Raw genomic sequence first — 25,054 nt, forward strand, 5'->3', positions numbered from 1 at the left:
GGCCGAAACGGTGTTCTCTGGTCACGTGCTATCGATGCTTGCGCCCGGTCAGGGCTCACAAACGGCCGGCATGTTGATTCCGTGGCTGGAACTTCCCGGCGTCCGCGATCAGCTGGCGACGTGGTCGAAGCTGATCCAACTCGACCTCGAGCGGCTCGGCACCACCGCCACCGCCGAGGAGATCACCGACACCGCGGTGACCCAGCCCCTCGTCGTCGCCGGGGCCCTGCTGGCCTTCGACGAATACCTCAAAAGCGGCGAGCTGCCCGACGACGCGGTCATCGCCGGCCACTCGGTCGGCGAACTCGCCGCCGCCGCGATCACCGGGATCATCACGGCCGACGAGGCGCTGCGGCTCGCGGCGATCCGCGGTTCGGAGATGGCCAAGGCATGCGCATTGGAGGCCACCACGATGGCCGCAGTGCTCGGCGGTGACGAAACACAGGTGCTCGCGCGCCTCGACGAGCTCGCGCTCGTGCCCGCCAACCGCAATGCCACCGGTCAGATCGTCGCGGCCGGCCCCGTGGCCGCCATCGACGAACTGATCGCGAACCCGCCGGAGAAGGCGCGCACCCGCAAACTCGCGGTCGCCGGCGCCTTCCACACCCGCTACATGGCCCCGGCGCAAGAGGCCGTCGCCGAGGCCGCCTCACAGATCACCCCCGCCGATCCCAGCCGCACGCTGCTGTCCAACTCCGACGGCCAACCCGTCGCCGGTGGCGCCGACGCGCTGGCCAAGGTGGTCGCCCAGGTGACGAGCCCGGTCCGCTGGGATCTGTGCTCGGCATATCTGCGTGACAACGGCGTCACCGCCCTCGTCGAGCTGCCACCGGCCGGAGCGCTCGCGGGTATCGCCAAGCGCGAACTCAAGGGCACCCCGACCGTCGCGTGGAAGACACCCGACCAGATCGAGAAGGTCATCGAACTTGGATAACGGTCGCGTCTTGACGCGACCACCGGAAATTCGGCACCAGCCGGATGTCCAAGCACCCGTGACGCTTTCGCGTCACGAGGTAGCTCCGGAAATCACCGATCACCGCGAATTAATCAGAAGGGAACCACCCACGTGGCTGCCACCCAGGAACAACTCATTGCCGGCATCGCCGAGATCATCGAGGAAGTCACCGGCATCGAGCCGTCCGAGGTGACGATGGAGAAGTCATTCGTCGATGACCTCGACATCGACTCCCTGTCGATGGTCGAGATCGCCGTGCAGGTCGAGGACAAGTACGGCGTCAAGGTCCCCGACGAGGACCTCGCCGCGCTGCGCACCGTCGGCGACACGGTCCGCTACGTCCAGAAGCTCGAGGCCGAGAACCCCGAAGCCGCCGCCGCCATCCAGGCGCAGATCGAGGCAGACCAGAACTCGTGAGCTCGCCGTCCCTCCGCGAATATTCCACGCTGGGCGGGAACTTCCCGAGCGTGGTGGTCACCTCCATGGTGGCCACCACCTCCCTTGGCGTTGACCTCGACGCAACCTGGCAGGGACTCCTCGACGGCAAGACCGGCATTCGGGAGCTGACCGACGACTTCGTCACCAAGTACGGCGAACTGCCGTGCCGTGTCGGTGGTCGCCTGCTCGCCGACCCGGCCGACGAGGTGACCCGCGTCGAAGCGCGTCGCATGGCCTACGTCGAACGGATCGCCCACGTCATGAGCAAGCGCCTGTGGGCGCAGGCCGGCGAGCCCGAAGTCGATCCCGAGCGGCTCGCCGTCGTGCTCGGCACCGGGCAAGGTGGCGGCGACGCGATGGTCGACGCCGTCAAGGCGATCGAGAGTTCCGGCAACTACCGCAAGGTGTCACCGCTCGCCGTGTCGATGGCGATGCCCAACGGCCCGGCCGCAGTAGTCGGACTCAACGTCGGCGCGCGTGCCGGCGTGATCACCCCGGTCTCGGCGTGCTCGTCGGGTGCCGAGGCCATCGCGCATGCATGGCGGCACATCGTCATGGGCGATGCCGACATGGTGGTCACCGGCGGTGTCGAAGGACATATCGATGCGATCCCGATCGCTGCGTTCTCGATGATGCGTGCCATGAGCACCCGCAACGACGATCCCGCGGCGGCCTCACGACCGTTCGACAAAGATCGTGACGGCTTCGTCTTCGGAGAAGCGGCCGCGATGCTGATCCTCGAACGTGAGGAGCACGCCAAGGCGCGCGGTGCACACATCCACGCCCGCGTTCTCGGTGCCGGAATCACCTCGGACGGCTTCCATCTCGTGGCCCCCGACCCCAGTGGTCAGGGCAACGCGCGGGCCATGGCCCGGGCCATCCAGACCGCCGGACTGACGAAGCAGGACATCACCCACGTCAACGCGCACGCCACCTCGACTCCCATCGGCGACACCGCCGAAGCGGTCGGGATCAAGGCTGCGGTCGGCGATCACGCGGCGGTGTACGCACCCAAGTCGGCGCTCGGACATTCCATCGGCGCGGTCGGGGCGCTCGAATCGGTGCTGACGATCAAGAGCGTCGAAGAGAGCATCATCCCGCCGACACTCAACCTGGAGAACCAGGACCCCGAGTGCGAGATCGAAGTGGTCCACGGCCAGGCCCGGCGTGGGCAGATCGATTACGCGCTGAACAATTCGTTCGGCTTCGGTGGGCACAACGTGGCGCTCGCCTTCGGTCGCTACTGAATACACCCGACACCAGGAGACAGCGATGACCACATTGGCCCCCATCACCGGCCGTGAAGAATCGGTTGATCCACGAGATCCGCTGTTGCGGTTGACCAACTTCTTCGACGAGGGCTCCTTATCGCTGCTGCACGCCCGGGATACCTCGGGCGTGCAGGCCGCGATCGGAGAGGTCAACGGCGTTCGCACCGTCTCCTATTGCACCGATGGCACCGTGATGGGCGGTGCCATGGGTGTCGTCGGATGTGCCCACATCGTCAACGCGATCGACACCGCAATCACCGAAGAGGCGCCGGTCGTGGGTATCTGGCACTCCGGCGGCGCGCGCCTCGCCGAAGGCGTCGAAGCCCTACATGCCGTCGGCGGGGTCTTCGAGGCGATGGTGCGTGCCTCCGGCTACGTCCCACAAATTTCGGTGGTCGTAGGCTTCGCGGCCGGTGGTGCGGCATACGGGCCGGCCCTCACCGACGTCGTGATCATGGCCCCGGCCGGACGCATCTTCGTCACCGGCCCCGACGTCGTACGCAGTGTCACCGGCGAAGACGTCGACATGGAGTCCCTCGGCGGGCCCCTCACCCACGGCAAGAAGTCCGGCGTCAGCCATATCACCGCCGACTCCGAGGCCGACGCCTACTGGCGCGCCCGTCGCCTCGTCTCGACATTCACCACACCGGGACAGTTCGACCGCGCCCAAGCCGCCGCCGGCGACACCGACCTCAAGGCACTGCTGCCCGAATCCAACCGCCGGGCCTACGACGTCCACCCCGTCGTGACCGGCCTCCTCGACACCCAGCTGGGCGCCGATGGCGAGTCCGAGATCTCGACTTTCGAAGAGCTCCAGGCCAAGTGGGCACCGAACATCGTCACCGGCTTCGGCCGGCTGGCCGGCCACAGTGTCGGCGTCATCGCCAACAACCCGCTGCGCATGGGCGGATGCCTCAACTCCGAAAGCGCCGAGAAAGCGGCCCGCTTCGTCCGGCTCTGTGATGCCTTCGGCGTCCCGCTGGTCGTGATCACCGACGTACCCGGCTACCTGCCCGGCGTCGGCCAGGAATGGAACGGCGTCGTACGCCGTGGCGCAAAGTTGCTGCACGCCTTCGCCGAATGCACCGTCCCCCGCGTCACCCTCGTCACCCGCAAGATCTATGGCGGCGCCTACATCGCGATGAACTCCCGCGCACTCGGAGCCACCGCCGTATTCGCCTGGCCTGGTTCAGAAGTCGCCGTCATGGGCGCCAAAGCCGCAGTCGGCATCCTACACAAGAAGGCCCTCGCCTCCGCCTCCGAAGACGAGCGCGAGGCACTACACGATCGCCTGGCCGCCGAGCACGAAACCCTTGCCGGCGGCGTGGGACGCGCCCAGTCCATCGGAGTCGTCGACGAGATCATCGACCCCGCAAAAACCCGCAGCATCATCACCGACGCCCTCGCTGCAGCACCGGCCCGGCGGGGTCGGCACAAAAACATACCCCTTTAATCTGCGCCGGCTCCGCCGTCGCGGGCCACCGCGCTAACACCCGCGTCTTCCCTCCTCATCACATCGTCGCTACGCTCCTCGCTCCTCGTCAGTCCAGACACGGGACGCGCGGCGGCCGTTGTGGGCTCGCGTCGTCGCTACGCTCCTCGCTGATTTGGTCCGGCTTTCCGCACGACGCGAACCGGCCCCGACGGTTTCGTCGGGGCCGGTTTCGTTGTGGGTCGCGCTAGCCGACGCGCTGCTGCAACCAGGTGACCTCTGCGCCGTAGCCACCCATGCGGTAGGCCTCGAGCGCGTTGTCCCACGCGGTGCCGAGTGCGGATTCGATCTCCCCGGCCAGCCCGGCGCTGTCGGGCTGGGACTCGATCATCGCGCGCAACTGCGTCTCGCCGACGATGACGTCGCCGTTGGCGCTCATCGAACCGCGCCACAGACCCAATCCAGGTACATAGCAGAAGCGTTCGCCGTCCACGCCCTCACTGGCGTTCTCGGTCACCTCGAAGCGCAACGCCGACCACTCGCGCAGCGCCGTCACCAGGCGAGCACCGGTCCCGACCGGCCCTGCCCAGTCGACAGTGGCACGCTGCATCCCCGGATCGGCATCCTGTGCCGACCATTTCAGGTTCGCGCGTGCATTCAGGGTCGACGACAGAGCCCACTCCACATGCGGGCACAGCGCCACCGGCGCCGAGTGGATGTACACCACTCCTGTTGTCACGTCCGCAAACTGATTCAGGTTGCGCACCTTGGTCACCTCCGGTTGTCGACGAGGAACGTCTTCCCCAACACACCTCGCAACACCGGATATCACATTGCTGTCAACGATTGTGCCCTATGAGGCATGTGTTGCGCTAGTTTCTGGAGTGCTTTTCTGAAGCGAGAGTGACACCGGAGAAGGTGGTCAGCGCTCGCGCAGTTCGTCCACCACCGCGTCATTGAACTCGCTCCACAACGGTTTGGCCCAGGCCCCGAAGGTACGGTCGGTGAGCACGACACATGCGGCGTCGAGCACCGGATCCACCCACAGGAATGTTCCCGACTGACCGAAGTGCCCGAACGTGCCCGGCGAGTTCTGTGTCCCGGTCCAGTGCGGGGACTTGTGGGCGCGTAACTCGAAACCCAGGCCCCAGTCGTTGGGACGGTGTTTGCCGTAGCCGGGAACGAATCCGTCGAGCCCCGGATACCACACCTGCCTCGCCCGATCGACTGTCGCCGGCGAGAGCACCGTGGGCGCCAGGAGGTCGCCGGCGAACACCGCCAGATCGGTGACGTTCGATCGCGCACCGTGTCCGGCCGGACCGTCCAGCACGGTCGCGCGCAATCCCAACGGTTGACAGACCCCTTCGCGCAGGTAGTCGGCAAACGGAATACCGGCGGCCTGCTCGACCGCCTCGGCCGCGACCTCGAATCCGGCGCTCGAGTAGATGCGCCGCGTGCCGGGCGCCGCCTCGACGTCGCGGGTGCCGAAGGCGAGTCCCGAGGCGTGCGAAAGCAAATGGGCCACCGTCGCACCCGGCGGCCCCGCCGCGGCATCCAGCGTGATCGCCCCTTCCTCGACCGCAACCAGAATCGCCTCGGCGACCAAGAGTTTGGTCACCGAGGCGAGTTCGAAGACGCGGTCGGTGTCGCCGTGTTCGGCGACCACCCGACCACCGGTCATCAGCGCGGCCGACACATTGTCGACGGGCCACTGTGCAAGTGCATCGAAGACAGACACACGACGCAGACTACGCGGCGCCCCTCGATCCGCGGTCTGGGCTTGACCGGTGTTCGATCAGTGATCCTCGTCGGTGTACCGGATGACGCCGCGGATGTTCTTGCCGTCGAGCATGTCCTGGTATCCCTGGTTGATCTGGTCCAGGCGATACTGCCGGGTGATCATGTCGTCGATGTTCAGCTTGCCGGTCCGGTACATCGACAGCAACAGCGGAATGTCGAGCTTGGGGTTCGCGCCACCGAAGATGGTGCCCTGTAAGTTCTTCTGCAGCAGCGTCAGCATCGAGAGATTCAGCGTCACCTGGTTCTCGAGCATGTTGCCCATCCCGGTGAGCACACAGGTGCCCGCCTTCGCGGTGATGCCCATCCACGTGTCGACATCGCTGCCGTGTACCTCGCCGACGGTCACGATCACCTTGTGGCACATGTGTCCGTGGGTGATCTCGGCGATCGTCGGCGCGGCTTCCTCGATCGACGCGAACGCCCTGGTCGCGCCGAACTTCATTGCCTGCTCACGTTTCCACTCGACCGGATCGATCGCGAAGACGTTGCGCGCTCCGGCGATCACCGCACCCTGCAGTGCGGCGGTCCCGACACCGCCGACCCCCACGATCGCAACGTCCTGGCCCGGACGGACATCGCCACTGCGCGTCGACGATCCGTAGCCGGTGGGGATACCGCATCCCACCAGCGCCGCGACCTCGAACGGGATGTCGTCGTCGATCTTGACCGCCGACGCCTCGTGCACCACCATGTACGGCGAGAATGTGCCGAGCAGCGTCATCGGATAGACGTTCTCCCCCGCCTCGGTGTGGACACGGAAGGTGTTGTCGGAGACGGCTTCTCCTTGCAGAAGCATCGCCCCCATATCGCATAGGTTGGCCTGCCCGGCCTTGCACGACGGACACTTGCCACACGACGGGATGAAGGACAACACCACGTGATCGCCGACCGCGAAGTCGGTGACGCCCTCGCCGAGCTGCTCGACGACGCCGGCTCCCTCATGCCCGCCGAGGATCGGGAATCCGGCCATCGGGATACCGCCGGTCATCAGATGATGATCCGAGTGGCACATGCCGGCGGCTTCCATCCTGATCTTGATCTCATGAGCCCGGGGATCGCCGATCTCGATCTCCTCGATCTCCCACGGCTTGTTGAGCTCGCGCAGCAGCGCACCCTTGGTCTTCACCTTGAACCTCCACTTTTGCCGGCCGGCGTGGCCCGTCCGATCGCGCCTCACCGCGACGCAGATCGGTGGTCCACACCTGCAGAAATCCGGGACATGACACCGCCACACCCTCGTCCAGAATTGTAACGTGTTTCAGTTTTGAATTGTAACGTGTTTCAGTTTTTGGTCGGGTCCATGCGCCCAGTGCGCCGCCTCACCGGGCCAGCCCGGCGTCCTTGCTTCCGTAGGCCGAACGCAACGTCGGCTTGACGACCTTGCCACCGGCATTGCGGGGCAATTCGTCGACGATGACGAGCTCCTTCGGATGCTTGAAGCGGGCCAGATTCTCGTTCAGATACAACTCGAGTTCGGCGAGGGTGAGATCGTCGACGCCGGCGGCGAGCACCACGACGGCCACCGGCACCTCTCCCCACTTCTCATGCGCGCGGCCGATGACCGCGGCCTCGGTGATCTTCTCGTGCCCGTAGAGCACGTTCTCCACCTCGGCGCAGTAGATGTTCTCGCCGCCGGAGATGATCATGTCCTTGGCGCGATCGACGACGTAGAGGAAGCCCTCCTCATCCTGGCGCACCAGATCACCGGAGTGGAACCAGCCACCGCGGAAGGCATCCGCCGTTCCCTGTGGGTTTCGCCAGTAGCCGATCATCAGATTCGGACCGCGGTACACGATCTCGCCCACCTCCCCCGGCGCGATGTCGTTCATCTCGGGATCGACCACCCGAGCGGTGACCGCGGGCACGACCTTGCCGATCGATCCGAGCTTGCGCAGTGCGTCGGCGCCTTCGAGCACGCAGGTGATCGGTGACATCTCCGTCTGCCCGAACACCGCGACATTCACTGCGTCCGGGAAGGTCTCGTTCATCGCGCGCAGCACCGTGTCCGACGCCGGCGCCGCCCCCCAGCTGATGACCCGCAACCTGAGATCGCGGGGCCGAGCCTGCTGTGCGGCACACACCGCCTGCCATTGGGCAGGCACCAGGAAGATCGATGTGGTGCCCTCCCGCTCGAGGGTGTCGAGCATGTCGTCGGCGTCGAAGGCCCCGAGCGGATGGATGACCGAGAGCGCACCCATGTAGAACAGTGGCGCCATCGCGCCGAGCCCGGCGATGTGGAAAAGCGGTGCCACACACGACCCCACGTCATCGGGACGGGTATGCAACGCCTGTAGGCAGGTGACGGCCTGCGCCTGGATGTTCTGGTGGGTGAGCATGGCGCCCTTGGGCTTTCCGGTGGTTCCCGAGGTGTACATGATGAGTGCCACCGACTCCTCGGACACATCGATCTCCGGCAGATCCGTCGAGTCCTCGGCGAGCAGCGTCTCGAAGTCGACATGCCCGGCGTTACCGGTCTCCCCGACGACGACGGTCAGCTCGATCGCACCGGTGGCCGCGCTCACCGCATCGGCCAGGGGCGCCAGCAACGACTCGGTCACGATGACCTTCGCCCCGGAATCGTTGACCAGGAATGCGATCTCGGCCGGACTCATCCGGACGTTGACCGGGACCGCGATGGCGCCGATCAGGTTCGCACCCAGGACCGCCTCGACATATTCTGAGCGGTTCAGCAGGAGCATCAGCACGCGGTCGCCCTCGGTGACCCCGCGCCGACTCAGCGCGGCGGCGAAGGCGGCGATGCGCTCGTCGAGTTGCCTCCACGTGGTGACCTTGCCCAGAAACTTCAATGCGGGCGCATCGGGGCTCATGAACCCGTGGCGGCGTATCTGGTTGTTCCAGTGATTGCGACGGGACCGCACCGGTTCGGTGGTGAGGTCGTGAGAGTTGTCGAGCGTGGCGGTCATCTGACGAAATTCTCCTTATTTCCCAGCGTGGTTGGTGAAGGCGGCCAGCGCGGCCCGGAAGTGGCGGGATTGCAACAACTCGGCCTGTCCCCCGAGTTCTCGTGCGAGTGCGGGTTCGAATCCCGGCATGGTGTGCGCGTCGAGGGCGGCCTTGGTCAGGCGCACCGCCGCCGGCGACAGGTGCGCCAGTTTGGCGACCGCTGCGTCGACCCGCTCGTCGAGTACACGTCGTTCCTCGACCACCTCGTTGATCAAGCCGGCATCGAATGCCGCAGCAGCCCACAACTTTTCGCCGAGGAGGGTCATCGCATTGGCCCGCACACGCCCGATCGCTGCGGCCACCAGCATCGATGCGCCGCCATCAGGCATCAAGCCGATGTTGATGAACGCGAGCAAGAAGTACGACCGGGCAGTGGCGTAGATCAGGTCGGCCCCGAGGGCGAGGGACGCGCCGATACCGGCGGCTGCGCCGTCGACCGAGGCGATCACCGGTACCGGGACCGCCCGCAGCGCTCGCGCCAGGTCCGATCCGGCCGCGATGATCCCGTGTGCCCGATCCGGGTCGAGCCCGTCGAGTCCGCCGCCGTGCGCGATGGAGGTGATGTCGGCGCCGGTACTGAAACTTCCGCCCGCACCGTCGATCACGACGACCCGAACGTTCTCATCAGCACTCCACCGGCGCAACGCGTCGGCGATGGCCTGATTCGCTGCGGCGTCGAGCGCGTTCATCCGTTCGGGCCTGGAGATGACCAGCCGGGCCACGCCGCGATCGTCGAGCGAGGTCACCACGCCCGAACCTGCGGCGAAGCCCGAGTTGCTCGGCACGTCCGTCCCGACATCGACGGCGCTGTTCTCGGTCACGGTTCTCCTACCTCCCCGACGCCGAACCACACCCCAGGGTTCGCTGGCGCCCACCGTACACCACCATGAGACGTGGATCACGAGAATGCGGATTAACATATATGATCCGTACAAGCCCAGCTGCCAGGCTTTTTGCCCAAATCCCGGTCTTGCCGACTGCGAATAGAACATCCGGATACGCTGTTGCTCGTGACCATCCGGAGCTCGCCTCGGCGACGCCCGATCGCGCGTCGCCGGCATCTGGTCGAGGTTGCAGCGCGCGCCTTCAGCGATGGCGGCTATCACGCGGTGCGCCTCGACGACATCGCCGAGACCGCCGGAGTCTCCGCACCCGCGCTCTATCGTCACTTTCCGAACAAATATGCCCTGTTCGCCGAGGCGACGGCGACACTGGCGACCCGACTGGCGGCCGCCACCGCAGCCGTCGAGGCCGACGAACCCCGGACGGAGTTGCGCGCACTGCTCTCGGCCATCGCGGCAACCGCCATCGAGAATCGCCGCACCGGCGGTCTGTATCGCTGGGAGTCGCGCTATCTGACCGGACCCGACGCCGAGCACGTGCGGACCGTGGTCATCGCGCAGCATCGCCGGCTGCGGTCGACGATCATGCGGTGCCGAACCGAGCTGGAGCGCACCGATGCCGACCTGCTCGCCGCGGCCATGACCAGCGTCGTCGCGAGCCCGGCCACCCACCGGGTGTCATTGCCGCCGCGGGAGGTACAGACGTTGCTGTGCGATGCCGCGATGAGTCTGCTCGAACCGGACCTGGCCCAGACGGGGAACGGACCTCCGGCATCGATCCCGGGTCTCGCACCGGCAGCCAAGCGCGAGTTGATCCTGTCGCAGTCGATCGACTTGTTTGCCGCGCGCGGTTTTCACGACGTGACCATCGACGACATCGGCCAGGCTGCCGGGATACCCCCGTCCGGGGTATATCGGCACTTCCCGAGCAAGGCCGCGATTCTCGAAGCCGCGTTCTGGCGGGCCTCCGATCGCACCGCGGCCTCCGTCGCCGACGCGCTGGCGACGTCGCACACACCGCCGGACGCGGTCGGCGAGATGGTGCGGCGCTACGTCGCATTATGTTGCTCGGCAAGCGAATTGATCACCGTGTATCTGTCGGAGACGGGCCACCTCAAGGCGAGTACACGCACTGCACTGAGCCGCAGACAACGTCTGACCGTCGAAGAGTGGGCCACCTGGCTCGGTCGGGCACGGCCCGAATTGAGCGCCACCCACGCCCGCTTCCTCGTCCACGCCCTGTTGGCGGTGGCCGCCGACCTCGTCCGTATCACTCCCCTGCCCGATCCGGCGCGCATCGAGGCGATCGGACGGCGGATTCTGCTGGGCGCCGACTTCAGTCGATGACGTCGAGCTTGGCCAGCAGCCAACGCCCGTTCTGCTTGGTCAAGGTCACCAGCACCCGTGACTGGTACGGAATCCCCTGGGGCACTTGGTTGGCGACCTCCGTAGAGGTGATCGTCTGGTCCAGGCTGATGAGCACCTTGGCATTCGCGTCGCTCATCGACTCGATGCCGGCGTGGTCGGCGACGGCCTTCGACACCCCTTTGGCGCTGGCATTGCCCGTGCGGGCATCATGCGAGGACGTGAGGAAACCCTTGAAGAATTCCGGTGTGGAGACCGCCCGAACCCGGGAATCGAGGTCGCCATAGTTCGTCGAATCGTAGGTGGCCACGGTCGCGGCAGAGCGTTTGGCCACCTCGATGACCTCCCGGCGGTCATTCTCCGATGGCCCCGACTGCGCGGCATTGTCGGTCTGGCCCAATTGATACGCCAGCACGCCGGTCGCCACTCCGAGGCCGATGACCAGCGCCACCAACACCGCCACGAGGGCGAACAGCCGGCGACTGCCGGCGATCTGCAGCCTGCGACGTGAACGCCCCGTTGAGCTCGGGGGCGTCGAGTCATCGATCTTGCGTGGGATCCGATCCGGATCCGACGAACGGACGGCTTTGCGGTCTGCGTCGGCACGCAGCCGTTCACGTTCACGCCGGTTCGCCGCGAGGAAGTCGTCGCCGTCCAGCGGTGTCATATCAGGACCCGACTCGGCAACGCCACCCCGCGCGGCTGCGTCCGGCTTCTCACCGGGATCATCGTCGGCGTGACCATCTGAGGTGTACCCGTCTGACGGGTGCTCGTCCAGGGTGTGTTCGTCCAGGGTGTGGTCGTCCGGAGTGTCCGACCGGGACTCTCGCGCTCGCCGAGAACTCGGCGCGACTGACTTGGGCATGGCCACCAATGTAGCTGCACCGTTGTGGCGGTCGTCACCCCCGTGTCATATACGATATATGATGTGCGCGTACCGTTCCGCGCAGACATCAGCTCACCGAGAGGCACCGAACCCGTGATCAGCTTTACCGAGGAACAGACCGCGTTCGCCGCGGCCGTCGCCGACTTCTGTCGCCGCGAGGCCGGTACTCGCGAACAACGCGACGCATTGACCGACGGCGGTGCGGAGTTGCATTCACAAGAGCTCTACCGAAAGATGGCCGCACTCGGCTGGACCGGACTGCTGGTACCCGAAGAGTATGGCGGCGCCGGGGCCGGCAACGTCGAGATGTGCATCCTGCTCGAGGAGGCGATGCGAGCGATGGCGCCCATCGGCGGCATCGGCCCGACCCTGATCACTGCGGCCGCATATCAGAAGTTCGCCGACGAACAGACGAAAAAGCAGGTCTTGACCGGTGTCGTCGACGGTGACTCACTGTCGATCTCGATGTCGGAGCCCGAGGCGGGCTCGGATGTGGCGAATCTGTCGTGTCGCGCGGAGAAGGTCGACGGCGGCTGGATCATCAACGGCCAGAAGACATGGTGTTCCAACGCGCACTTCGCCACGTCGATCCTGCTGATCGCGCGTACCGAGAAGACCGACAAGAAGCATGAGGGCCTCACCCAGTTCCACATCCCGGCCGACACCCCGGGGCTGAAGATCCAGGGCATCGACACCCTCGGCGGCCGGGAGGTCAACGACCTCTACTTCACCGATGTCCGCGTGCCCGACTCCGCGGTCGTCGGCCAGGTCGGCAATGGCTGGAAGCAGTTGATGGCGGGACTCAACACCGAGCGGCTGATCTTGGCGGCGATGCAGCTCGGCGTCGCCGAACGCTCCTTCGCCGACACGTTGCAGTTCATCACCGAGCGCAAACAGTTCGGAAGGCCGATCGGCACGTTCCAGGCACTGCGGCATCGCATGGCCGATCTGGCCACCGAGATCGAATGCACCAAACTGTTGGTGTATTCGGTTGCCGCGCAGGCCGATGCGCACCCGGACAAGCTGCTGCCACGGGAGGCCTCGATGGCCAAGCTGAAGGCCACCGAGACATCGAAGCGGATGACGATCGACGCGATGCAGATGATGGGTGGTTACGGGTACGCCACGGAGTTCGACGCGGAGCGTCTCATGCGCGGCGCGATCATCTCGACGGTCTACGGTGGCACGAATGAAATCCAGCGCGACATCATCGGCAAGACCTACGGGCTCTGACAACCCGGGTGGGCGCGCGGACACCAATGCGGCGCCCACCCGGTTACGCCGGCGTCCGCAACTGTCGGAGGAGGTCGCCGCGCACCTGCGGCACCTGATCATGACGGCCGATTTCCGGCCGGGCGAGTACATCCGACTCGACGAGACCGCCGAGCGGCTCGGCGTCAGCGTCACGCCGGTGCGTGAGGCGCTGCTGACCCTGCGTGGCGAGGGCATGGTCAGCGTCGAACCGCACCGTGGATACCGGGTGAGCGAGCTCGACCGCATCGACGTCGACGACCTGTTCTGGCTGCAGGGCGAGATCGCGGTGAAGCTCGCCCTGCGTACCGCCGAGGTCATCACCGCCGGGCAACTCGCCGACCTCGAATGGTGCAACCAGAAGTTGCGCACCACCGTGGCAGCCGGTGACACCGAGGCGGTCATCGACGCCGAGTTCGAATTCCATCGCAGGCACAACGTGATCGCCGCGGGCAAGAAGCTCGCGTGGTTTTTGCTGTCGGCGGCGCGCTACACCCCCACGCAGCTCTACGCGTCCGACCCCGACTGGGGCGCGGTGGCCGTCGACAGCCACGATCGCCTGATCGCGGCGTACCGTTCCGCCGACCGCGACGCGGTGACCGCGCAGACGCGCAGGCAGTTCATCGACGGAGCCGCCCGGCTCGCCAAACACCTTGAGCAGACGGGTATCTGGGATGACAACCCGAGTTGACTCCGGATGTGGGGACTGCCCTCAGACGCTGCCGAGATCGGCGGAGAGCCACTGCTCGGGCCGCACCGTGACGCGCGATTGCGCACCGTGGTCGCCCGACGCGAACTCGACATATCCGGCCACCTTGTCGGCCGGGAGATAGCGCGCGGCCATCTCGGCGAGCTCGTCGCCGGTGCCCGGTGCGGTGGCGACCACCGGCCCGGAGATCGCCACGTACCGGATCGACGGTTCGAGACGCTCCGCCATCAGTGAGCACCGGCCGGCCGCGGTGAGCAGCTTCATCTTTCGCGACCCGGTTCCGGTCAGAAACCACAGATCGCCGCCGGGCTGATACTGATACCAGATCGGCACCACCAGCGGCGCCCGATCGGAGCCGGCCTCGATCGAGAGCGCCCCGATGTGCGGTTCGGCCAAAAAGCTCTGTCGTTCCTCGATACTCAGTGCCATGGCCACAAGCCTAGGTTTCAACCCGAATCTGCGGGACGTGATCGGAGCTCTGAAATGTCACCGGTGAGGAACTCTCATACAGGAGAGAACAGGAATCGAACCCGCCAGGGACCACCGAAGGCCTGTCGTACAGCCCCGGACATGGTCATGGGAAATTTGGCGGACAACGGCTAGTACTCGGACCGTGGTTTACGCGGTATCTCGGGCGGCACACCTGGCTCATGGTCGTGCGGGCCGACTGACAATACAACGACCACGCCTCCGTCCGCGTTGCTGTCGTCGGCCCATTGCCAGTACATGCGCTACGCGTTCGGTGTGGCGTTCACGTAAGAGTTCCAGATGTCGCGCCCTCCTGGGCCCTTCAAGTGCTCCATCTTGTGCGTTTGAAACCCGGGGTGGGTCGGGCCCACGTCACGCATCATCTTGATGCACTTCTTCATTTTCTTAAACTTCGATTCAAGCCAGACGGTGCTGCTCGCCTCTCGCACCCACTGGTCGAACGACTCCGCAAAGCGGACCTCGCGAGGTTTCGTCACTCGTCAAACAGCCAGTCGGACGACGTGGTCTTCCCCTCGACGACCTCGTTGAGTGCCCGCCGCGTTTGCTCGTAGAGCTGTTTGTTCTCAAGAATCGCGCGCTCGGATTCGTGTAATGCCGACATCGGAACAAGCCGGATGGAGCCGTCCGACTCGGTGATTCGCACGTACTTCTGGTGCGGCTAGCCGGCCGGGATGTGCAACTCTGAAGACTCGTCGGACTCAATGATCTGAGAATCGCTCTCATAGCTGATCGCGGCGGTCATTGCACAAGTATGCACACTGCTTGATTGCGTCGCCAGACAACGTGATCGATTCTTGGTGGAACAGGGGATCAACGGACTTCTGTGGACACAGCTACCCGCATCGAGCCATCGGGCTGACCTTCCGGCGCGTCGAGACCCCTCGAGGCGCCGGAAGCACCAACAGTGGAGGCCCGGAACAGCAAAACCCGCCCACCGACGAGGAGCTGCCCATCGCCGTAGCCGCGCTCCCCTGGAGCCGCAGCCAGCTGGTGATCCCCGCCGCCGCCGTGGGCGGCCGGTTCGGCGAGCTGACCGCCTTCCCCCGCAAGCGCTTCATCGTGAACGACGACGACGCACTCATCTTCGCTTCGCCACCTGAGTGCCATCGATGATCTCGAGCAGCTGCCGTTCACCGACGCCGCGAGAACCGGCCCGCTTCCCCGCAGCAGCTTCACCTGGCACTGAGTCCAGGCGCACAAGCTTGCGAATCATCCTGACCTGCAACTGCATTCGCTGCGCCACTACTACTGCACCCGCTACGCCCAGCTCTCCGTCGCGTCAATGACCGAGGTCATTGCACGGCTCGGGCACGTCTCGGTACAAACCGCGATGTGCGACCACCACGCCGGTGCCCGGGCGGACGAGCTGGCCCAGCGCGCCGCCAGGTGAACGCTGCGTCCGGCGTCAATCGTCCATCGACCTGCCCATCCACTCGTCAGGAATTCTCCGGATCACGGCTGTGCGCTTCTTCTTCGCTGGCTCGATCGCCGACACCTGCGCGGTGAACTCTGCGATCCACTCGTTCTCGAACTGGTATAGCAGCTGCGCGGTGGTGTGCTCGACGCGAACCGGTCTCCGCCTGAGTTCGTCCCCCGGGCACAGGGCGCTGGCTAGGAATCGCGGTCGACACCTTTGCCTAGCACGGCTTCTATCGCCTTGTCCTCGGAAAGGAACCGATGTCCGGTCAGTCTGAGCGCCTTCGCGAAAGCGTCTATAGGCGTATACGTCGGCGCCGTTGAAGTGCACCCCGCGATCGCGTCGGGCGTCGGCGGACCGATCTCGACGACCTCGATCTTCCTGTTCTCGATGAGTATGGACCAGCGCATCCAAGCGCGTAACTGTCAGAACATGCAGCCGAGCACCACGGGATGCTTCAGAAAGCAGAAAACCCGCTGTCACCAGCGGGTTTGTGCTGCTCCCCCAACTGGACTCGAACCAGTAACCGTTCGATTAACAGTCGAATGCTCTGCCAATTGAGCTATGGGGGATTGCTCGTTCGGTGCGTCCGCCGCCCACCGGGGTGGCATCAGAACCGAACGCTGACTCTAGCGCATGGATCGCGGAAAGGACAAAACGCCAGTTCGTGTGTTCCCGTGCCGTACGGGCCGGTCGGGGCGACGGGTCGCCGCGGCCGTCGGGTATTCTCGCTGCTCGGGCATCCCATGCCCGCTGGGGCGGTAGCTCAGTCGGTTAGAGCCGCGGACTCATAATCCGTAGGTCGCGGGTTCGAGCCCCGCCCGCCCCACCGAATGTGTCCCTACCAGCACACGTCCCCGGGACCCCACAGCACGTGGCCTGGTTCCTGCGTCCGCACCGGCACCCGACCCGCTCGAGCCTAACCGCTACTCGGCGAAGACCATTCGGCGTCGATGACGGTGGCTCCCACCCTGCGGGCCGCGTGGACGAGGACCGGCCCCGAATCCTCTCGCCAGGACTCGGGGCCGGTAGCTCAAGCTCGGCGCACCGCTACTCCGCGTCGACGAATGCGGTCAGCTTTGCCTCCACATAATCCTGGATCTTGTTCTCGTGCGCCTCGGCCGTGGCCTTGACACCGGCGAGCTCCTTGGTCGATTTCGCCACGACCTCACCGATGAGCTTGGCCTGCTCGATGGAGACGATGTGGAACTTGTGGTTCTTCTTGAACTGCTTGTGCACCTCACCGGCGATACCGCCCTCCAGGGCGAGCTTGCTCAGGAGATCCAGCTTCGCCTCGCCGGAGCCTTCGGAGAAGTCGAGATCCTCGAGATCCACCCACACGGTGTTGGGCCGTGTGGTCGATTCGAATGCGTAGCGAAGGTTGGTCAGGTCGATGACAACCTGCCACAGCGTCTGCGAGGCATCCGGCTTGCCCGGCTCAGGGTTACGGAAGGGCTGAGCACAGTTGCGGATGATGCTCAGCATTGCTGCCATCGCCTGCACCTGCGAGGTCGGCTCCGGCTGCACACCAACGTAATACAGTGCACGCGCAAAACGGTCACTGGCCAGGCAGGTGCCGGGGAGCGGGTCGTCACCGCCGAGGCCCTGGAACTTCTTGGCCAATTCGAGCTGCTGGTCGTACGTCGGCGAATTCGTCATCACCAGGTAGTCGCGGCTGTGGTAGATCTCCACCTTGCCGTCGATGTACTCGAGGATCGCCGAGTCGCCGCCGGCGTCCTCGATGGCGAGGTGAAGCGCCGGCTTGCTGTGACCGGTCGGATCGGCCATCGGGATGACCTGGGGCTGGTGCTTCTCCGTCCACGCGACGGCCTCGGCCACTGTCTCGAAGTTGTCCAGGTAATACTGCAGCCACACCGACATCGCCAGCTGCGGCCGGGAATCGTCGGGGGTTCCGTAATCTGATTCCGCCAGCCACAGGAGGTGTGCGGCCAGCCCCCGCTCATTGAGACCATCGGTGGACAGGATGTCGTACACACCCGCGATGACACTGCCGTACTTGGCGGTCCATTCGAGCTTGCCGGCGACACGGTCATCGCGCTTGATGCCGCGCGGAAGCTTCCACAGGTTGGTGTGGAGGTCCTGATGGAAGTCCATGTTCCGGCCGACGATGACCGATCCGTTGGCGTCCGGCCACATGACACGAGTGCACATACTTTGGTGTCTCTTTCACTAGAAGCGAGGGAGGTCGAGCGTGGGGCGCCGCTGTTCACGACGTCCCGCCGAGCAGATAGTCCTTCCGGGCTCAGGCTAATCATCGCGGGGATCGCAAAGGCCTGAACTCACGCGAATCGGGACCAAAGGGCACAAGAATGCACCTATCAGGGCACAACATTGGACTCGACGCAGCCCCGAATGCGGCAGGGTCAGTACCTTTCATGACCCGGACCCGCTCGAGTACGCGGCACTTCTAGACCACGTGCGTCATCGTGGCGGGAGTACCGGACCCGGACAACGCGAGTACCTCGTCGAAGCCCGCGACGATACTCTCGGCAAAAATTTCCGGCTCGATGATCGATGCTGCGTCGAAATTGATTCCGAGGCAGGCGATACCGTTGTGGGTGATCATCGTCGCCATCACCGCGCATCCGGGTAACGGACCGAACGGATACATGCGTTCGACCTTGGCCCCTGCGACGTAGGTGTCCCATGGGATGCCCGGGACGTTGCTTGCCTGCAGGTCATTTTGACTTGTCGCGCCGCTGAATTGCCCCAGCAGCTTCCCGGGAATCCAGGCGAGGACCGGTCCCATCGTGTTGAACACGTCGACGGCGGGTTCGGTGCGTGCGGCCCGTACCTGTTCACGGATGGTCAGAACGCGCTCGAACGGATCGGCGATACCGACCGGTCCCGCCAGTCGGCCGACCGCGATCCGATTCCCGCCTTCAGGATCCTCAGGGCGGCGCACCGAGATCGGGATCGCCACCGGGACGGCATCGACCGGGCGGCCCATCTGTTCGTGGTAGATCCGGAACCCGCCGATCAGGCCACCGAGATACACGTCGTTGACCGAAGCCCCGATCGCCGCGCCGGCCGTGCGCAGATCGGCGAACGCGACATCGAAGGCAGCGAAGCGCCGCGACAGACTGCGCTGTGCCAGCAGCGGCGAACCAGGCGGACTCACCAGGCCCGCCACCCGGGGCACCGACCGGCCGTACCGCAGCACTTTACTCAGCGCCCGCTTCGGGTCGGTCAGTGCACGGGCTCCGCTGAGCAGGACGTCGACCCGGTGGGGCACACGTTGCACCTCCTCCCCGATCTGCCGGCACAACACCTCGAGCCCGGAGACCTCGACCGGCGCCGGTTCGGGCGGTTGCGGCTTGTCGGGCTTGGGCTCGCGTGACGTCGAATGCAGTTGTGCCAGTGCCACGATCGCGCCGAGTCCGTCGGTGAGGGCGTGGTGCCCCTTGAGGAAGTAGGCCGCCTTCCCGTCCGGTAACCCGTCGATCAGGTATCCCTCCCACGGCGGCCGGGCCGGATCGAGTGCCGACATCGCCAATTGCTCACATGTCGAGAACAGTTCGCGCATGGAGCCGTCGCCGGCGAGACGCAGCCGCCGAACGTGATAGTGCAGGTCGAATTCGGGGTCGATCGCCCAGCTCGGGGTACCGGTGCCCAATGGTGAATCGATCACACGCTGCCGGAACCGGGGCGCCATCCGACTCCCCCATTCATGCGCGGCGAGAAGCCGATCCCAGTCGGGCGCACAGTCATAGATCTCGAGCATGCAGATGGTGCCCCGTAGCCGGCGGTCGCTGTCCCCGCGCCACATCACGGTATCCACCGGACTCATGTGGGGTTCGGTGGCCCAGTCGAGCGGACGATCCGCACTCATCCGATCGCCCCCTCGTCCGGCGTGTCCGATGCATCATCGCCGTGATCGACCGGCCAGTCGGCCAGGGCGGACACGAACATCTGCCGCACTTGTTCGGCGTGTTCGCCGACCCGCTCGGCCGTCCACGCCGACGTGTCAACCGGATCGAGAACCTTGACCTCCACCACGCCCGGCTTGATCAATTGCGCACCGCGCCACATCAATTCACCGGTGTTGCGTAGCACGACCGGAACGACGGGCACCCCGGACTGCATGGCGATGTGGAACGGCCCCTTCTTGAATCGTCCGATACGCGGTGTCGCCGAACGTGTTCCCTCTGGAGCAACCACGAGCGACGCGCCGTCGTCGCGCACCTTGGCCACCACCGGCATCAGCTGCTCGATCGCCTTGTCCGAGTCGGCGCGGTCGATGAACACCAGCCCGGCCGCATCGAGGATCTGTCCGAAGATCGGTAGCTGCCGGATCTCCTTCTTGGCAACCCCGGTCGCGTTCGAGCGCACCAGATGGATCATCACCGGCAGATCCAGTTTGGATTGGTGGTTGAAGACGAAAATGCATGGGCGAGACGAGGTCAGGTGCTCGGCACCACTGAGCACATCGACGCGCACCCCGGCCAGCGCGAGCCCGATGTCGACTCCCCCGGACATCGCCGCCTGCATCATCGACTCACTCCGGCCCCGACGCAACAGACCACCGAGCGCACCCGCGGCCGCCGAGGTGAGGAACGTCCCATAGAACGCGCCGGTACGCACGGCCATCTCGATCTCGTTGTGGGCCGGATTGCGCAGGTCGAGGATCGGCCAGCCACGGGCCTCGGCCTCGGTCCGCAGGTTGCGCTTGGGCGACACCGCCACCGGGTGGCCCACCGACTCGAGATATGGGATGTCCTCGTTGCCGTCGCTGTAGGCGAACGACCCGTCGAGATCCATGTCGTGTTCGCGCGCGAGCCGCCGCACGGCTGCCGCCTTGCCCGGCCCCCACAGCGGCCGTCCGATGTACCGGCCGGTCACCACGCCATCGACCACCTCGACGTCGGTCGCCAGCGCATGGTCGGCATCGATCGCCCGGGCAATCGGGGCGATCTGGAATCGGGTCGCCGACGACGCGACGACGATCCGGTGGCCCATCGCCCGGTGTGCCCGCAGGATCTGCCACATCTGCGGCCGCAGTCGCGCCGCTGTCTCGTGGGTGAAGAGATGATCGCCGAGGTCGAGTAGTTCCTGATAGGTCTTACCCGCGAACGTCGGCCGGGTGGCATCGAGAACCTCGGCGTAATCCTGTTCGGATTCGACCCCGCGCAACCCGATGAGGAGGAAATCGGCGAGCTCACCGAGGCCGAACTCCATGCTGCGAACCCGGGCACGCATGATCGCGGCCGCCGAGAACCCTTCGATCAGCGTGCCGTCGTAGTCGAAGAACGCACCGATCTGTTTGCCACGCCCGGCCGCACCGATCGCGGCAACTCGTTCGGCGAGCGCACTCACCGCATGACCCCGGTCTGCTCGGCCTCGATCGCGGCGATCTTGTCGAGGCGTTCGCGCATCTCGTCCACCTCGTCGAGCCACTTCCGACGGGCCACGGCGAGGTCACGCCCGTCGGACGTGATCAGTCCGCGGTTGTCGGCGAGGCGGTAGGCGGCGTCGTAGAGCTCCGTGGACACCGATTCCTTGCAGCGGACCACCTCCTGCAGTACCAGTTGCCGCCCCAACCCGAGGCAATCGGCGAGTACCTCGTCCTTGGCGACCGCCGCCTGACCGACCGGTGCTGATCCGAGCGCCACCAGCCGTTGCGCGACGACGAGTTGTGCGTCGAAGAAGGGTTGCAGGGTGCGCCGCGCGAACAACGCCCCCGACGTCGAGAGCAGCGTCTGATGTATCCATTCGGGTGTCGGGGGGGTCTGCCGCCACTCCGGTGCGATCAGGTCGAGTTCGGCAGCGAGACGGTGGAAGTACACGTCCTTGGCCGGAAAGAAGAACTCGAACTTCAGCAGGTCACGGATACGCAGTGCCTCTTGCTGGGAGGCGGTGAGCATCGCATCGACATCCGCCGTCAGATCACCGCGGTCGGCGGCCAGCATCGCCACTTCGACGATGGCGCGACCGACGAAATGATGCAGCGCCCCGTTGCGGTAGTAGGCCGCGATCGCGTGATTGCCGGGCGCTATCGACCACACGGTGTCGGTGCCACCGTCGTACCGCGTGAGTACGTCGGCGACGGCCAGTTCGCGCAGCGTCGAAAGCAGTCCCAGACCCCTACACAACTGTGGGTCGGGCCCGGGCAGGCCACGGCGCTCGATGTAGTCGAGCAGCGGCGCCAGGATGTGCTCGATCTCGCCGGCCGTATACGCCCGGTCGCCGGCACCCAGCAAGGCAAACCCGGCCAGCGAGGTCGCCGAAATCGGTGTGGCGGCGTTGATCTCGTCCATCACCCGAAACGCGATCTTGTCCAATGCGGCGGGATCGTCGCCGCCCTCGGCCATGGCCGCACGCAGTGAGAACGGAGTGCCGAAGCGCACCCGCGCCTCACCGAGGTGCGTGCGTTGGGCCTTCGCATATTTCAGCAACCAGGTGACATCCTCGGGCTTCTTCGTGCCGCCGGCCGACTCGCGCGCCATCGCCGCGATCTCCTGGAGCTGGTCATAGACGATGGAGGTCGGCACCACCATCATGTCGGCATCGTCGAGTTGCCCGATGGCGTCGACGACATAGGACAGCAATCCGAGTTTCGGCGGACGCAACTTACCGGTCCGGCTGCGGCCGCCCTCGATGTACCACTCGAGGTTGAACCGCTTCTCGACGATGAACGAGAGATACGACCGCATGGCGAACTTGTAGACCGGATCGCCGCCGAACTTGCGACGGATGAAGATGAGTCCCGCGCGGCGGGCAACCGGGGTGATCGGCCACAACGCGAGATTGTTGCCACCGAGTACCAGATTCGGCGGAAAGTCATGGCTGCGAAGAACTTCCGAAAGAACCAGGGTATCGACATAGGAACGGTGCGACGGCAGGAAGATCAAGCCGTGACTCTTGTTGAGGGTACGCAGCCGACCGAGCGTGTCGAGGTCGACCGAGACCGTCCATGCCCGCTGATAAAGGGCACGGAAGGTCGAGGAGAACACGTCGCCCATCAATCGGCTCTGGGTGGCCACGAAGTCCGACATCTTGTCGGTCGTCTCCTGCATCACCGCCGCGATCGGACGGCCGAGTTCGGCCGCGAGTTTGGCGGCGTTCTCGCGAAAGCGTGCCGACGATCCGATCTGCTCGGCGACCAGACGGGGCACCTTGTACCGGTCACCGACGAGCTGGCGTTCGGCACGCTCGGCCGACAACGACGCCTGGACACCGACGAATGCCGCGAACGACTCCCCCTGCGCCGACGACTGCTCGTGGCGGCGATACAGGTCTGCGACGGTGGCCGGCTCACCGGCCACCACACGCACCCGATCAGGACTTCGCCGCTGGATCGCCTTCTGCCGGAACGCCGGCGGCCGGCGCGGGTTCGACAGCACCAAGACGTCGGCCACCGAGACGCGCCGCTCCCCCTTGCGCACCGGCGGCAGCCACACCACCCGCGCAGGTATCAGAGTCGTGTCCGGATCGACGGTCGCCACATCGATCTCGTCGAGGCTCCGCGTCGACGCGTCGGGATGGGTCGTCTGCGCCCACTGCGCCACCACCTGCCACTCACACGCGGTACGTACCTCCGCGAGCACGATATCTGTCACCGGCGATCCGCCCTTCTCACTCGTCGCGACCATCACGTCGGACATCGGCCATTGTGACTCACCACATACTGTGCGATCAGCCGAATGCGCCGACCCGCGGCGAGGCCGACGGGTCCTATGGCCCGTCTTTCCCGGCCAAGGTCCCGATCTGGGCCGATCAGCACTCGATGATCGCGCGCCCGGCGTAGCGTTGCGGCCATGAACGCAATGTGGGTGATGCCGGTCATCGCACTGGTTGCTTCCGTGATCATCGGGATCGGATTCGCCATGGGATTTCCCGGCAAGAAGGACTGATCTGTCCATCGTGTTGAGCCCGGCCCGCCGACCACCGCGGGCCGGGCTCAACCCGTTCGGGTACCGGTCGCCGGAGTCGGCACGTACACGGGCGGCAGCGTGGCGACGTAGATCGACGACCAGCGCGTCATCACCACCGTAGCAGTCTGCTACGGTGGTGTGGTAGCAGTCTGCTACACACTGATGGCCCACGCAGTATCGGTGGGTGGGCGCACAAGACAGGAGGCCGTCATGGCCGATGGGACCGCAGACAAGGTGACCCGCTTCTCGGCTGCACTCGTCGATGCCGCCGGCGCGGAGGGCGCGCGCGAACACCGTTCGGCACGTCAGCAACTCGAACACTGGGCACGTGTGGGCCGCGGGGTCTCGCTGCGCACGAGCGCGGCCCGTCGCCGTGTGGAGTCGGCACTGACCGGTAGCCTGCCGATCGGCGATCTCACCCCTGAGGAATCGGTGGTCTTCGATGCCGAGGTCGAGGCCCTTCTCGAGGAGCGACTGGCAATGACAGATATCGTCGCAGAGCGTGCAGCGCAAGGGTTTTCCTCGGTCGCCGTCGGCGACGACGGACGCATGGTCGAGTACCGGGCCGATGGGACCACGGTCGTCCTGGAGTGAGTCCGCGCCTCGACCTGGTCGTCGGATGCAATGGGGCGGGCAAGACGACCCTCGTCGAACATCACCTCCTGCCCCTGCTCCACACACCGTTCGTCAATGCCGACGAAATCGCCCGCCGGCGTTGGCCTTCGGAGCCCGAGGAGCATTCCTATGAGGCCGCGCGGGTGGCCGCCCGCACCCGCTCGACCCTTATCGGACTCGGCCGATCCTTCATCGCCGAGACGGTCTTTTCCCATCCATCGAAGCTCGAGCTGATCGACGAGGCGCACGACCACGGCTTCCGGGTGACCCTGCACGTGGTGATGGTGCCCGAAGAGTATGCCGTACAACGAGTCCGACTACGCGTGACCAGTGGCGGCCACCGCGTCCCCGAGGACAAGATCCGGACCCGCTACCACCGGCTGTGGCCGCTGATCGCACAGGCGATCCCCCGATGCGATCAGGCCGCCGTCTACGACAACCACGCGCGGCGGACCCGGGTCGTGGCGCGATTCGTCGACGGCACCCCCGAAACCCCGCCGCGATGGCCCGTCTGGACGCCGGCGCCACTGACGTCGACATGGGCGTCGGCACCCGGGTGAGAGACCCGGTGAGGCACGCCACGACGGCCACCGGCAGTGATACGTGCGCGCTCACTGCCCGATCGGCCAGGTGCAGCCCCATACTTTGGGGAATCGCACCGATGTGATGGGAGCCAAATCATGGCAGAGAGCAGGCAACACATCTGGGGACGACCGCGTGCAGTT

22 protein-coding genes and 2 tRNA genes are annotated in these 25,054 nt (G+C 65.7%); 11 read left to right on the forward strand and 13 right to left on the reverse strand.

What is annotated here, in order from left to right:
* The first annotated feature begins 25 nt into the window (after nt 1–25).
* The 4 genes from ACLQ3C_RS03780 (at nt 26) to ACLQ3C_RS03795 (ending at nt 4,117) form a co-directional block, all read left to right on the forward strand.
* Complete coding sequence (locus tag ACLQ3C_RS03780) at nt 26–934, forward strand: ACP S-malonyltransferase (protein WP_425703580.1); 909 nt, start codon at nt 26–28, stop codon at nt 932–934.
* Nucleotides 935–1,066: 132 nt separating this feature from the next.
* On the forward strand, nt 1,067–1,372 hold the full coding sequence (acpM, locus tag ACLQ3C_RS03785) for a meromycolate extension acyl carrier protein AcpM (RefSeq protein ID WP_425703582.1): 306 nt from the start codon (nt 1,067–1,069) through the stop codon (nt 1,370–1,372).
* Nucleotides 1,369–2,640: a KasA/KasB family beta-ketoacyl-ACP synthase gene (locus tag ACLQ3C_RS03790; RefSeq protein ID WP_425703584.1), complete on the forward strand. Its 1,272-nt coding sequence runs from the start codon at nt 1,369–1,371 to the stop codon at nt 2,638–2,640. The genes acpM and ACLQ3C_RS03790 overlap by 4 nt, the downstream gene beginning before the upstream one ends.
* 25 nt (nt 2,641–2,665) lie before the next feature.
* Nucleotides 2,666–4,117, forward strand: a complete 1,452-nt coding sequence (locus tag ACLQ3C_RS03795; protein ID WP_425703586.1) for an acyl-CoA carboxylase subunit beta — start codon at nt 2,666–2,668, stop codon at nt 4,115–4,117.
* Between the two features lie 226 nt (nt 4,118–4,343).
* Here ACLQ3C_RS03795 and ACLQ3C_RS03800 read toward each other — a convergent pair whose 3' ends face one another.
* The 5 genes from ACLQ3C_RS03800 to ACLQ3C_RS03820 form a co-directional block, all read right to left on the reverse strand.
* The gene (locus ACLQ3C_RS03800; RefSeq protein WP_425703588.1) at nt 4,344–4,862 is read right to left on the reverse strand and encodes a DUF3145 domain-containing protein; all 519 of its coding nucleotides are present in this window, start codon (nt 4,860–4,862) and stop codon (nt 4,344–4,346) included.
* A gap of 156 nt (nt 4,863–5,018) precedes the next feature.
* Nucleotides 5,019–5,834 (reverse strand): serine hydrolase domain-containing protein, encoded by an 816-nt coding sequence (locus ACLQ3C_RS03805; protein ID WP_425703590.1) that lies wholly within the window; start codon nt 5,832–5,834, stop codon nt 5,019–5,021.
* Between the two features lie 57 nt (nt 5,835–5,891).
* On the reverse strand, nt 5,892–7,022 hold the full coding sequence (locus tag ACLQ3C_RS03810; protein ID WP_425703592.1) for an NDMA-dependent alcohol dehydrogenase: 1,131 nt from the start codon (nt 7,020–7,022) through the stop codon (nt 5,892–5,894).
* 193 nt (nt 7,023–7,215) lie between these two features.
* Complete coding sequence (gene fadD5 / locus ACLQ3C_RS03815) at nt 7,216–8,820, reverse strand: fatty-acid--CoA ligase FadD5 (protein WP_425703594.1); 1,605 nt, start codon at nt 8,818–8,820, stop codon at nt 7,216–7,218.
* Between the two features lie 15 nt (nt 8,821–8,835).
* Nucleotides 8,836–9,681, reverse strand: a complete 846-nt coding sequence (locus ACLQ3C_RS03820) for an enoyl-CoA hydratase-related protein (protein WP_425703596.1) — start codon at nt 9,679–9,681, stop codon at nt 8,836–8,838.
* 189 nt (nt 9,682–9,870) lie between these two features.
* Here ACLQ3C_RS03820 and ACLQ3C_RS03825 point away from each other — a divergent pair, with 189 nt between their 5' ends.
* Nucleotides 9,871–11,049 carry a TetR/AcrR family transcriptional regulator gene (locus ACLQ3C_RS03825; protein ID WP_425703598.1) on the forward strand — a complete coding sequence of 393 codons (1,179 nt, stop codon included), beginning with the start codon at nt 9,871–9,873 and terminating at the stop codon, nt 11,047–11,049.
* On the opposite strand, the gene ACLQ3C_RS03830 is transcribed toward ACLQ3C_RS03825, so the two are convergent.
* Nucleotides 11,039–11,932, reverse strand: a complete 894-nt coding sequence (locus tag ACLQ3C_RS03830) for a hypothetical protein (protein WP_425703600.1) — start codon at nt 11,930–11,932, stop codon at nt 11,039–11,041. The genes ACLQ3C_RS03825 and ACLQ3C_RS03830 overlap by 11 nt on opposite strands.
* Nucleotides 11,933–12,046: 114 nt before the next feature.
* Between ACLQ3C_RS03830 and ACLQ3C_RS03835 the strand changes: the two genes are divergently transcribed.
* Both ACLQ3C_RS03835 and ACLQ3C_RS03840 read left to right on the forward strand, forming a co-directional pair.
* Nucleotides 12,047–13,186, forward strand: coding sequence for an acyl-CoA dehydrogenase family protein (locus ACLQ3C_RS03835; RefSeq protein WP_425703972.1), 1,140 nt, complete (start codon nt 12,047–12,049; stop codon nt 13,184–13,186).
* Entirely contained in the window at nt 13,143–13,895 is a 753-nt protein-coding gene (locus ACLQ3C_RS03840; protein ID WP_425703602.1) for a GntR family transcriptional regulator, read from the forward strand. Before ACLQ3C_RS03835 ends, ACLQ3C_RS03840 begins: the two co-directional genes overlap by 44 nt.
* A 21-nt stretch (nt 13,896–13,916) precedes the next feature.
* Here ACLQ3C_RS03840 and ACLQ3C_RS03845 read toward each other — a convergent pair whose 3' ends face one another.
* Complete coding sequence (locus ACLQ3C_RS03845) at nt 13,917–14,342, reverse strand: pyridoxamine 5'-phosphate oxidase family protein (RefSeq protein ID WP_425703604.1); 426 nt, start codon at nt 14,340–14,342, stop codon at nt 13,917–13,919.
* A 532-nt stretch (nt 14,343–14,874) separates the two neighbouring features.
* Nucleotides 14,875–15,045 (reverse strand): hypothetical protein, encoded by a 171-nt coding sequence (locus ACLQ3C_RS03850; protein ID WP_425703606.1) that lies wholly within the window; start codon nt 15,043–15,045, stop codon nt 14,875–14,877.
* A 140-nt stretch (nt 15,046–15,185) separates the two neighbouring features.
* On the opposite strand from ACLQ3C_RS03850, the gene ACLQ3C_RS03855 reads away from it, so the two are divergent.
* Nucleotides 15,186–15,515, forward strand: coding sequence for a hypothetical protein (locus ACLQ3C_RS03855; protein ID WP_425703607.1), 330 nt, complete (start codon nt 15,186–15,188; stop codon nt 15,513–15,515).
* Nucleotides 15,516–16,318: 803 nt separating this feature from the next.
* On the opposite strand, the gene ACLQ3C_RS03860 is transcribed toward ACLQ3C_RS03855, so the two are convergent.
* Nucleotides 16,319–16,391 (reverse strand) — tRNA-Asn (locus ACLQ3C_RS03860).
* A gap of 183 nt (nt 16,392–16,574) precedes the next feature.
* On the opposite strand from ACLQ3C_RS03860, the gene ACLQ3C_RS03865 reads away from it, so the two are divergent.
* Nucleotides 16,575–16,648 (forward strand) — tRNA-Ile (locus tag ACLQ3C_RS03865).
* A 221-nt stretch (nt 16,649–16,869) separates the two neighbouring features.
* Here ACLQ3C_RS03865 and ACLQ3C_RS03870 read toward each other — a convergent pair.
* The 4 genes from ACLQ3C_RS03870 to ACLQ3C_RS03885 form a co-directional block, all read right to left on the reverse strand.
* Nucleotides 16,870–17,991, reverse strand: coding sequence for a linear amide C-N hydrolase (locus ACLQ3C_RS03870; protein WP_425703608.1), 1,122 nt, complete (start codon nt 17,989–17,991; stop codon nt 16,870–16,872).
* Nucleotides 17,992–18,247: 256 nt separating this feature from the next.
* A complete protein-coding gene (locus tag ACLQ3C_RS03875) occupies nt 18,248–19,672 on the reverse strand; it encodes a wax ester/triacylglycerol synthase domain-containing protein (RefSeq protein ID WP_425703610.1) in 1,425 nt (474 codons plus the stop codon).
* Nucleotides 19,669–21,156: an HAD-IB family hydrolase gene (locus ACLQ3C_RS03880; RefSeq protein WP_425703612.1), complete on the reverse strand. Its 1,488-nt coding sequence runs from the start codon at nt 21,154–21,156 to the stop codon at nt 19,669–19,671. The genes ACLQ3C_RS03875 and ACLQ3C_RS03880 overlap by 4 nt, the downstream gene beginning before the upstream one ends.
* A complete protein-coding gene (locus tag ACLQ3C_RS03885) occupies nt 21,153–23,444 on the reverse strand; it encodes a glycerol-3-phosphate 1-O-acyltransferase (RefSeq protein WP_425703614.1) in 2,292 nt (763 codons plus the stop codon). Before ACLQ3C_RS03885 ends, ACLQ3C_RS03880 begins: the two co-directional genes overlap by 4 nt.
* A 480-nt stretch (nt 23,445–23,924) precedes the next feature.
* Between ACLQ3C_RS03885 and ACLQ3C_RS03890 the strand changes: the two genes are divergently transcribed.
* Together ACLQ3C_RS03890 and ACLQ3C_RS03895 are read left to right on the forward strand one after the other, a co-directional pair.
* On the forward strand, nt 23,925–24,308 hold the full coding sequence (locus tag ACLQ3C_RS03890; protein WP_425703616.1) for a TA system antitoxin ParD family protein: 384 nt from the start codon (nt 23,925–23,927) through the stop codon (nt 24,306–24,308).
* The gene (locus tag ACLQ3C_RS03895) at nt 24,305–24,889 is read left to right on the forward strand and encodes an AAA family ATPase (protein ID WP_425703618.1); all 585 of its coding nucleotides are present in this window, start codon (nt 24,305–24,307) and stop codon (nt 24,887–24,889) included. Before ACLQ3C_RS03890 ends, ACLQ3C_RS03895 begins: the two co-directional genes overlap by 4 nt.
* Nucleotides 24,890–25,054: the final 165 nt, after the last annotated feature.

This window comes from Gordonia sp. DT30, assembly GCF_049844915.1.
In the GTDB taxonomy this organism is placed as follows: domain Bacteria; phylum Actinomycetota; class Actinomycetes; order Mycobacteriales; family Mycobacteriaceae; genus Gordonia.